The sequence below is a fragment of the Paenibacillus sp. FSL R5-0490 genome, assembly GCF_001956215.1.
GTDB lineage: Bacteria > Bacillota > Bacilli > Bacillales > Cytobacillaceae > Cytobacillus.
In genome coordinates this window covers 1-9,152 of sequence record NZ_MRTQ01000048.1, presented here as the reverse complement: position 1 = coordinate 9,152, position 9,152 = coordinate 1, and the positions used below count along the sequence as shown (strand labels likewise).

The 9,152-nt window shown below is 43.0% G+C and carries 12 protein-coding genes and 1 riboswitch; of the genes, 9 read left to right on the top strand and 3 right to left on the bottom strand.

The window, feature by feature from the left end; all coding sequences use genetic code 11:
* Positions 1–174: 174 nt before the first annotated feature.
* A riboswitch (purine riboswitch) is annotated at positions 175–278 on the top strand.
* Between the two features lie 127 nt (positions 279–405).
* A complete protein-coding gene (locus BK139_RS23245; protein ID WP_076263542.1) occupies positions 406–1,275 on the top strand; it encodes a 5'-methylthioadenosine/S-adenosylhomocysteine nucleosidase in 870 nt (289 codons plus the stop codon).
* A gap of 534 nt (positions 1,276–1,809) precedes the next feature.
* On the opposite strand, the gene BK139_RS23240 is transcribed toward BK139_RS23245, so the two are convergent.
* On the bottom strand, positions 1,810–2,121 hold the full coding sequence (locus BK139_RS23240) for a winged helix-turn-helix transcriptional regulator (RefSeq protein WP_048010760.1): 312 nt from the start codon (positions 2,119–2,121) through the stop codon (positions 1,810–1,812).
* Between the two features lie 162 nt (positions 2,122–2,283).
* On the opposite strand from BK139_RS23240, the gene BK139_RS23235 reads away from it, so the two are divergent.
* The 7 genes from BK139_RS23235 (at position 2,284) to BK139_RS23205 (ending at position 6,419) form a co-directional block, all read left to right on the top strand.
* Positions 2,284–2,691, top strand: a complete 408-nt coding sequence (locus BK139_RS23235; RefSeq protein WP_076263539.1) for a DoxX family protein — start codon at positions 2,284–2,286, stop codon at positions 2,689–2,691.
* Positions 2,688–3,536 (top strand): VOC family protein, encoded by an 849-nt coding sequence (locus BK139_RS23230; protein WP_076263537.1) that lies wholly within the window; start codon positions 2,688–2,690, stop codon positions 3,534–3,536. Before BK139_RS23235 ends, BK139_RS23230 begins: the two co-directional genes overlap by 4 nt.
* A 115-nt stretch (positions 3,537–3,651) precedes the next feature.
* Positions 3,652–4,380, top strand: a complete 729-nt coding sequence (locus BK139_RS23225; RefSeq protein WP_076263545.1) for a ZIP family metal transporter — start codon at positions 3,652–3,654, stop codon at positions 4,378–4,380.
* A 67-nt stretch (positions 4,381–4,447) separates the two neighbouring features.
* On the top strand, positions 4,448–4,723 hold the full coding sequence (locus BK139_RS23220; protein WP_076263534.1) for a YrhK family protein: 276 nt from the start codon (positions 4,448–4,450) through the stop codon (positions 4,721–4,723).
* A 78-nt stretch (positions 4,724–4,801) separates the two neighbouring features.
* Complete coding sequence (locus BK139_RS23215; RefSeq protein WP_076263532.1) at positions 4,802–5,011, top strand: DUF2187 family protein; 210 nt, start codon at positions 4,802–4,804, stop codon at positions 5,009–5,011.
* Positions 5,012–5,325: 314 nt separating this feature from the next.
* On the top strand, positions 5,326–6,051 hold the full coding sequence (locus tag BK139_RS23210; protein WP_076263530.1) for an MOSC domain-containing protein: 726 nt from the start codon (positions 5,326–5,328) through the stop codon (positions 6,049–6,051).
* A 41-nt stretch (positions 6,052–6,092) separates the two neighbouring features.
* A complete protein-coding gene (locus BK139_RS23205) occupies positions 6,093–6,419 on the top strand; it encodes a YnfA family protein (protein ID WP_076263528.1) in 327 nt (108 codons plus the stop codon).
* Positions 6,420–6,450: 31 nt separating this feature from the next.
* Here BK139_RS23205 and BK139_RS23200 read toward each other — a convergent pair whose 3' ends face one another.
* Positions 6,451–7,671, bottom strand: a complete 1,221-nt coding sequence (locus BK139_RS23200; RefSeq protein ID WP_076263525.1) for an MFS transporter — start codon at positions 7,669–7,671, stop codon at positions 6,451–6,453.
* Positions 7,672–7,833: 162 nt separating this feature from the next.
* Here BK139_RS23200 and BK139_RS23195 point away from each other — a divergent pair, with 162 nt between their 5' ends.
* Positions 7,834–8,343 carry a GNAT family N-acetyltransferase gene (locus BK139_RS23195; RefSeq protein ID WP_076263523.1) on the top strand — a complete coding sequence of 170 codons (510 nt, stop codon included), beginning with the start codon at positions 7,834–7,836 and terminating at the stop codon, positions 8,341–8,343.
* On the opposite strand, the gene BK139_RS23190 is transcribed toward BK139_RS23195, so the two are convergent.
* Positions 8,340–8,828, bottom strand: coding sequence for a J domain-containing protein (locus BK139_RS23190; protein ID WP_076263521.1), 489 nt, complete (start codon positions 8,826–8,828; stop codon positions 8,340–8,342). The genes BK139_RS23195 and BK139_RS23190 overlap by 4 nt on opposite strands.
* Between the last annotated feature and the right edge of the window lie 324 nt (positions 8,829–9,152).

Below are 9,152 nucleotides of genomic sequence, written 5' to 3'. Positions count from 1 at the left end.
CTTTCGAACCGCCGTATACCGAACGGTACGTACGGTGGTGTGAGAGGTCGGGGGTTAATCACCCCCTCCTACTCGATTGCGGATTCCCTAATTACGAATATTAAATAGTTATAACGAACTAAATGTTCGTTTTTAGGTTGAATTTATTAAGGTTATTTGTTATATTAGCAACGTAATCTTATAAAAAACATCACTCGTATATGCTCGGTAATATGGTCTGAGCGTTTCTACCAGGTTCCCAATGAAAGAACCGGACTACGGGTTAAAGTATAAAAAAAAGCTGTATTCTTTTTTGGCAGCTGCTTTAACTCTATGGTCTGGAAGGTAGAATTCATTCTGCTTTTTTCAGGCCATTTTCTATTACCAGGATTTCGAGTGAATCAGACAACAGGGGGAGAACGTACTATGAAAAAGAAATTAGCATCAATCGCTGCCATCGCAATCATGTCTTTATCCATGCTTTCGGGGTGCGCTTCAGCACCAAAATTTGAAACAGAAGCAGAAGGGGCACAAAAGCCAATTCTTATTCAAGGACCAATGCCGATCGAGGCTGAAAAATTTGCCCAGCGATTAGATAAGGTTAAAGTTGAAAAATCAGGAAATTTTGTTTTCTATAAAGGGAAATTGGACAAGTATCCAGTCATCGTTGCCAAGACAGGTAAGGGCATGGAAAATACAGCTGCCGCAACCGCAATTGCCATTGAAAAATATGATCCCGCTGCAATCATCAATCAGGGAACATCCGGTGGGCATGATCCGAGTTTGAATGTGTATGATATTGTATTAGGCGAAAGAACAGTCAATATCGGATCATTGAAAACGGGCCATTTGGAAGAAGGGGAAGGAATCGAGCCAACCAATTGGATTCCAATGGACCTGATGGCTTCTGAAGGTAGTGCAGGGGAAGACCCTGATGCGGAAAAGATCCGTTACTTTGAAGGTGATGAAAATCTGCTGGCCGCAGCCAAAGCTGTAAAAGATAAGTACACCAAGGGCAAGGTAGTTGAAGGAACGATTGGTTCTGCAGACTTATGGAATAATGAAGTGGACCGCATCAACTGGTTCCACGAAAACTACGAAACATCAGTAGAAGAAATGGAAGGTGCCGCAGCAGCGCAAATTGCCGGAGCATATGATGTTCCATTCCTGGGCATTCGAGTCCTTTCCAATAACAAGACAAACGGGGGCAAGTACGATCCCAACACCGCGGCAGCAAATCAGGATTATGTGTATGAAGTTGTAAAGCAGTATATTAGAGAGATAAAAGGAAAATAGTTTGAAGTGTGAGGCTGTTTTGATAAAAAATTTGAACATGGATTCGTCTTCGGACACAAAAAGCTAGAATCCGGAATTCTATGTCAGAACCTGATGCAGCTTCGGACACAAAAAGCTAGAATCCGGAATTCTGTGTCAGAACCTGATGCAGCTTCGGACACAAAAAGCTAGAATCCAGGGATTAGAGTCAGAACCTGGTGCAACTTCGGACACAAAAAGCTAGAATTCAAGGATTAGAGTCAGAACCTGGTGCAACTTCGGACACAAAAAGCTAGAATCCAAGGATTTGAGTCAGAACCTGGTGCAACTTCGGACACAAAAAGCAAGAATCCAAGGATTAGAGTCAGAACCTAGTGCTACTTCGGACACAAAAAGCAAGAATCCAAGATTTTGAGTCTGAACCCGGCCCATCTTCGGACACAAAAGGTGAGAAACCGGGATTCTGAGTCCAAACCCAGGCAGCGACCTAATCAAAACCCGCCACCAGAATGATAACGCAAAAAAAGAGTCTTCCCCAAGCGGGAAGACTCTTTTTTATGCTTCTAACCAGGTCTGCGACCATTTTTCTATTTCTTTCATTAACGGCTCCATGGCAAGGCCTTTTTCTGTTAGGGAATATTCAATTCTTACAGGAGTTTCAGGGAAGACATTGCGTTTTACGACTCCCTCATTTTCCAGGTCTTTTAGCCGGTCTGAAAGAACTTTGCCGCTTATCCCGATAGAGGATTCGATGCTGCAGAACCGCTGTGGCCCGTTAAGTAATTGGTAGATGATCAATCCGGTCCAGCGCTGGCTCAATATGCCAATGGCTTTTTCAAATCTTGGACAAATTAGTGATTTCTCCATCCGTATCACTCCTTGTTTATTATTATAATCATAAACCAAAAATAATTAAATAACTATTAATAAAAAAGTTACTTGACGACACTTAATTTAAATTATATACTAACTTACATAAAGTAAGTAACTAACAAAACAGTAAAATTAGCTCACCAAGGAGGAACAAACATGAACAAAAACGAATTAGGCCATTTCATTCTGCGTGCTATTTTAGGATTTATTTTCTTTATTCATGGATTATCAAAATTTCAGGGAGGCATCAGCAATACAGCCGGTTTTTTCGATAGTATCGGCATTCCAGGCTTTATGGCTTATGTCGTTGCCGTTATCGAGCTGGCAGGAGGCATAGCGCTTATATTGGGAATCGGCACAAAAATTGTTTCCGTATTATTTGCTATTATCATGCTCGGAGCTATCTTTACTGCTAAGCTGCCTTTAGGTCTCTTGGGAAATGGCCAAATGGCCGGCTATGAATTAGATTTAATCCTGCTTGCAGCATCAATCTATTTTGTTTTAGCCAAGGAAACACCGCTTTCACTTGACAACAAATTAACGCAAGGGAGGAACTTAACATGAACTTTCATCAAAAACCGATAACCTTTGTTGCGCAGGTTCATATAAAAGTTCAGGATCTGGAACGGTCACTGGCTTTCTATAAAGACGTAATCGGATTTAAAGTGTTATCAAAAACAGATAGAACTGCCGAACTGACTGCTGATGGCAAAACAGCATTGCTTACGATCGAACAGCCGGAAAACGCTGAACCCAAGATGGGAAGAACAACCGGTTTGTACCATTTCGCCCTGCTGCTGCCAAAGCGCTCCGATTTGGCTAAAATAGTGCGTCATTTCACCGAGATCGGGCTGCAATTTGGATCATCCGACCATCTTGTCAGTGAAGCACTTTACTTGTCTGATCCTGATGGCAATGGAATAGAAATTTACATTGACCGCAGTCCTTCTGATTGGACATGGAAAAACGGGGAAGTTGTTATGACCGTCGATCCGCTGGACTTTCATGACCTGCTATCAATTGGGCAGCAGCAGTCCTGGAAGGGCTTGCCCGAAGGTACGGTCATGGGGCATATACATTTACATGTGGCTGAACTGGCGAATACTGAAAAATTTTACACAGCGGGACTGGGATTTGAAGCGGTCTGCCGATATGGCACACAGGCAATATTCATTTCAAGCGGAAAATACCATCATCATATTGGTTTGAATACATGGAACGGAGTAGGAGCTCCGCAGCCTTCAGAGAATAGCGCCGGGCTTCAATCCTTCACACTCGTTCTGGAAAATGAAGCAGCCCGGGATCAGGCAGTCGAAAATTTGAAAAAAATCGGCGCTGCAGCAGCAGTTGAAAATAATCAGGTGATCACTGCAGATCCTTCAGGAAATCGCATTATTTTAACAGTATAAAAATATTTTTGAGCAGAACCTTATTGGTCCTGTTCTTTTTTGTCGGGAATAAAAGGTTTTCTTGCTGATCCAAAAGGAAATAATTAAACAAAACAAAGACAAGGGAGTGGTCCTGGTGTGGAATGCTGCATTTTGGGGCGCAGTTTCAGGGTCAGCGGTCCTGCTGGGCGCATTGGCAGCCATGTTTTTACCTGTCAGAAAAAAATTAATCGGTTACATTATGGCATTCGGTACAGGTGTCCTGATTGGTGCAGCCTCATTTGAGCTTCTGGGGGAGTCTGTCCATAACGGCGGTTTATTGCCAACCGGCATTGGATTTATGGCCGGTGCCGTTACATTTACCCTCTTTGATATAATGATTTCCAAAAAAGGGGCGCAGCACAGGAAAAGGTCCGGCCACAAAGCAGCAGCCACCAGCGGCATTGTGCTTTTCGCGGGAACCATTATGGATGCCATACCAGAATCCATCATGATCGGAACAAGCCTGCTTGAGGCAGATTCGGTCAGCTTTCTTTTGGTCACCGCCATTTTTATCAGCAACTTTCCTGAGGGGCTTTCAAGTACTTCAGGTATGAAAAAAAGCGGTTATTCCAAAATGAAAATCATTCTCCTTTGGAGTTCGGTATTTTTCATTTCGGGAATCGCTTCAATGGCCGGGTACATATTTTTGGATGGAGCAACAGAGGAGGTGCTGTCAGGGATTGCGGGATTTGCAGGGGGCGCGATTATGGCGATGGTTGCATCCACCATGATGCCTGAAGCTTTTGAGGACAGCGGTCCGGTGACCGGATTTATTGCAGCGATCGGCTTGCTGGCTTCACTGGTCCTGGATTATTTTTCTTAACATCTTTCCGAAAAATCATGAATGTTTGGCACCTAATGTGGAAAAGGCAAAACAGGGGGTGTTATTCATGAAAATAAGAAATATTGTCAGGGAACAGCAGGAGGATGTGCATATTGAGATCGGCAGCTACAAAATGGTCATCGAAAAGCGATATCAGGCTATTTCATTTGTAAATGACATGCTCCTTGGTGTTCTTTATTTAATCGGAAGTATATTATTTTTGACAGATGTCAGCCAGACGGTTTCCATCTCGTTTTTCCTTGCAGGAAGCATCATGATGATCATCCGGGCAGGTTTAAATTTATTGAAGGATCTTCATATTAATAAGATATCACGAAAATAAAACGGGTTTTGCAGAACGCCAAAACGGCAATACTAGCGACATAGTTAAAAATATATTGATTTTTAAAGGAGAATCGAGATGGCTGAAGAAACAGATAAGGTAAGCAGTGGAAAGAAAGCAGATGTTGGCGATACGATTAGCATCATTAGCGGTTCGGAAAAAGGGAAAAAAGGCAGAGTAGTTGTGGTACGGGATAACTCAGTCATTGTAGAGCTTGGAATTAATCCGAAAAAGGATGAGCCCATCAAAACGGTAATCAGCCATAAGCGCTACAAAGTTGTAAAATAATGGAGGAGGTGCAGGAATGAAACCTGAGTCTAAAAGGACCTCTGCATCCATACCTCCTGATGTGCGGGAAAAAATTATTAGGTCAGACAGGGATGAAAAAGCCAAGCGGCAAACAAAACGGCCGCAGTAATAGGATTTCCATGATAGACGAAAATGCTGTCATGGATTTTTTTGCTTTTTAGGAATTATAAAATCGCGATAGGTTTATACCTTTGTGGATGAAATTATCTACGTCTAGCTTCAGCGCCTACCCCCTCGAGTAGTCGGGGGTGAGCAAGGCGCTTGGGCTTTTGTTCTTGAATGGGGGAGTGAAAATGCTGATTGGACATATTAAAGAGATTGTCCGCTATCCGGTGAAAAGCTTTCATGGGGAAAGCGTGAATAAAACGAATGTAATGAATTATGGACTGTATGGGGACCGCAGCCATGCCTATCTGGATGAGTCCAGGCCAGGTAAATACTTGACGATTACTCAGTGTCCGGAAATGGTGCGGTATAAAGCAGAGTTTATGGGTGAGGAAAATAAGGACAAATATCCGCCTGTTAAAATTACAGCCCCGGACGGAAAACAGGTCACCTGGGATGATGACCAATTGATTAAAGAAATAGAAGAACATTCTTCTTCAAAAATCACCCTGGTGCAATACAGTCCTATACATGTTCCAGAAGGGGCAATTGAAGAAGAAAATATTTTAGTGGTAACAGATACTTCCCTGAAGAAAATGAAAGAGCTATGGGGAAAAGAGAAGCTGGACTTCCAGCGGTTTCGCCCGAATCTAGTTCTTTCCCTGGTAAAAGAGGAACCTTTTTTGGAGGATCAGTGGTTTGGGAAGACCATGAAGATTGGCAAAGTGGAGTTAAAAGTGAAGCGGCATTGCGAACGGTGCATGATTATTACAGTAGATCCTGAAAGCGGTGAACGGGATCCAAGCCTCCATAAAAAGGTAATCAGTGAACGGAATAATCACTTTGGAGTGTATGCCGCCGTCCTGAAAACAGGTGAGATCGCAGCAGGGGATAAGGTTTACCTTTTTGAGTGAGAACCTGTAAACTAGAAACAAATGTTTCCGGGAGTGAAAAGATGTTTCAGGCTATTATTTTATTTATACTGGCCGGATTAGCTGAAATTGGCGGAGGGTATTTAATCTGGCAATGGATACGCGAAGGAAAGCCTCTTTCATGGGGAATTGCTGGAGGACTGATTCTGGCATTATACGGTGTTATTGCCGCATTCCAGGCCTTCCCGTCTTTTGGAAGAGTGTATGCTGCATATGGAGGTGTGTTTATCGTTCTGTCCATTTTATGGGGATGGGGCATCGATAAAAAAGCACCTGACTTTTATGATTGGCTTGGTGCCGGGATATGTCTTATAGGGGCGTCTATAATCCTGTTTGCACCACGGCAATAAGATTGGCCCAGTTGATGAACTGGGCTATTTCTTATGCATTATGACTCAATCTCTTTCCTTTTTTCTGCATCCCTGCTGCAAAAATGAGGACGAAAAAGGTTGCAGATATTAAGGTTCCATGGAAAACCCAGACCATTTTAGCCAATGATAAAACTTCCAATACAAGCGGCGCGGCAACAAATCCGAGGGCAAAGCCCAATGATTTTAAAAGCATGCCGACTCCAAAAATCCTGCCTCTGACGTGGTTGTCTGTCTTTTGCAGGATGGTGGCATGCAAAGTCGTGAAGCACGCATCAAAAATACCGGTTAAAAAGGCAAACGGCAGAATGATCGCTAAGCCAGTATTGGACAGAAAGGTGATAAATCCTGCGGACATCAACATGGCTGCTGTAAAGCAGGCAAAATAAAGGCGGTTCCCCTGGAGGCTTTTCAATCTTGGCAGAATGATGGTTGCGAGGACCGACCCGATTCCCCATACACCCCAGATTAGCCCATAATAAAAGCTTTGTTTGCTGCTGTCGATCTCTTCTGCCAGCAGCGGTATCCCTAAATTATGCGAAGCCCCTGCAAAAGCCCCGATAAGGAAGACAATATTGACAAGCAGCAGCATTGGTTTAAGTAAGATAAAGGAATAAACTTCCTTCAAATCCCGGCCAATGCCGGCCAGCTTTTCTTTTAAGCCGCTGCTGATTCCTTCATTTAAGGCTGGTTCAGATGTTTGCCACTTCATTTTTAGTAAAACAAGAGCAGAAATAACGTAGGTGGCGGCATCAAGGATTAAAGTGGCCTCATAGCCAAGGAAATCAGTGATGACTCCAGCACCGATAAAGCCAAACACCAGGCTGACAGATGTTAGTCTTGATATTAATGCATTTGTCTCCAGCACTTTATCCTGCCCAAAAATCTGCGGAATTTCGGCGCTGTAGCTTACCGTGAAAAAGCTGGAGGTCAAACCAATAAAGAAGCAGACAATGAGAATCATGATGGGATTCGGAAACGGAATTAAGCATAGAATGATAACGGCCCGGAAAACATCCGTCCAAATCATAATTTTCCGCCTGTCATATCGGTCGGCGAGAACCCCTGAGAAAAGGCTGGATAAGACGCCGCCGAGTGTCCTGAAGGCCATTGTGGCAGCAAGCCAGGCAGAGCTTCCGGTGGCAACATACATGAGCACATTAATGGCAATCAAGTCCATGAAGGTACCCAGATCAGAAAAGGCTTTTACATACAGAAAAATTTTGCGGTTCATGTGTGTCTCCCTGGTTTTCAAAAATGGTTTCTGTTTTATTTTAAAGATTTTGAATTTAATTCGCAATACGAAATTTCAGAATAATGCTACAAAGGATTTAAAAAAACTCTGTAGAATTAGTAAGAATGCAAGAATTCAAGTGATGATGAAAGGAGACTGTCTATGGCTGCTCCAGTTATAAAAACAGACAGATTAATTCTAAGAAAAATGAGAAGAACTGATTTGCCCCATCTGATGGAAATCTTTTCTGACCCGGAGGCCATGAGGTTTTATCGCTCCACAAAAACAATAGAGCAGGCTGAAGATTGGATCAGCTGGACGCTGCGTAATTATCGGACTTATGGTGTCGGCCTTTGGATTGTGGAGGAGAAAGCTTCAGGCAGGTTTTTGGGGCAGTGCGGGATTACCCCGCAGGATACAGGCGGGGTTACGGAAATGGAGATCGGCTACTTGTTTGCCAGGCGTGAATGGGGAAAAGGCTATGCCACGGAAGCGGCACTAGCCTGTAAAGAGTATGGGTTCACCAGCTTAAACTACAGTAAGCTGGTTTCCATTATCAATGTCCATAATCTTGCATCAATCCGTGTTGCAGAGAAGGCAGGCATGAAAAAGGAAAAGACCTTACATAGGGCGGGAAATAAGATGTATGTATACTCGATTTCCAAAGGTTAAAAGATGTTTTTATAATGTTCATTAAACACCTTGAAAAGTCTTTCATCTCCACCTCGGTCAGGATGGAGGGCTTTCAATAGTTTTTTGAATTCTTTTCGGACTATTTGCAGATCTTCATCAGGCTTCAGGTCCAAAAGCTTTGCCGGCTTAATTTCTTCATCGGCAATCAGTTTTTGTGCCTGAATCATTTTCTTCAATGATTTCACTTTTGATTCCTCTATTTGGACCCTTGTATTCAGGATCTCGATTTGCCCTTTCAGGTCTTTAACTTGAAGCAGGACTCCTTCAAGCTTTTGGCGATACAGCACTTCTTTTTCCTGGATGATGAAATCAGCGAGATCCTTCATCTTTATGGAGTAGCTGACTTGCCTCCTCGCGCTGCGTTCCGCTTTTATTTTTCCTTCATTGATCCAGCGCTCAACGTCATCACTATTCGCCTTTATTCCAGATTTTTGCAATTGCGCTACAGCATCAGTAATGTTCATTTTTCTTGCTCGCTCTCTATAAAATCTATTCAGCAGTCAAAATAATCATATCACTGATCACTTTCAGAAAAATGACAGGAGAATGACATAGTATTAAAGTTTATTTACATGAGTGTTTCTGCTAAATGAAAAGGAATCACCCATGAATAGGTGATTCCTTTGCTGCACTCTACTTTATCGCAGTCTAACGGGCAGTAAGACCCCCACTTTAAGAATCAGAGGAATCAAAGGAAGATAGTGGGGGTCAAACTGCCCGTAAAGGCCCGATTGGTGAGATACAGTGAAACTTGCCGACGCGCAGGCAGAGGCTTAGTTGAACCAATC

Coding starts and splice junctions, on each gene's coding strand:
- BK139_RS23245 (WP_076263542.1), top strand. CDS start 406: ATGAAAAAGAAATTAGCATCAATCGCTGCCATCGCAATCATGTCTTTA.
- BK139_RS23240 (WP_048010760.1), bottom strand. CDS start 2,121: ATGGAGAAATCACTAATTTGTCCAAGATTTGAAAAAGCCATTGGCATA.
- BK139_RS23235 (WP_076263539.1), top strand. CDS start 2,284: ATGAACAAAAACGAATTAGGCCATTTCATTCTGCGTGCTATTTTAGGA.
- BK139_RS23230 (WP_076263537.1), top strand. CDS start 2,688: ATGAACTTTCATCAAAAACCGATAACCTTTGTTGCGCAGGTTCATATA.
- BK139_RS23220 (WP_076263534.1), top strand. CDS start 4,448: ATGAAAATAAGAAATATTGTCAGGGAACAGCAGGAGGATGTGCATATT.
- BK139_RS23215 (WP_076263532.1), top strand. CDS start 4,802: ATGGCTGAAGAAACAGATAAGGTAAGCAGTGGAAAGAAAGCAGATGTT.
- BK139_RS23210 (WP_076263530.1), top strand. CDS start 5,326: ATGCTGATTGGACATATTAAAGAGATTGTCCGCTATCCGGTGAAAAGC.
- BK139_RS23205 (WP_076263528.1), top strand. CDS start 6,093: ATGTTTCAGGCTATTATTTTATTTATACTGGCCGGATTAGCTGAAATT.
- BK139_RS23200 (WP_076263525.1), bottom strand. CDS start 7,671: ATGAACCGCAAAATTTTTCTGTATGTAAAAGCCTTTTCTGATCTGGGT.
- BK139_RS23195 (WP_076263523.1), top strand. CDS start 7,834: ATGGCTGCTCCAGTTATAAAAACAGACAGATTAATTCTAAGAAAAATG.
- BK139_RS23190 (WP_076263521.1), bottom strand. CDS start 8,828: ATGAACATTACTGATGCTGTAGCGCAATTGCAAAAATCTGGAATAAAG.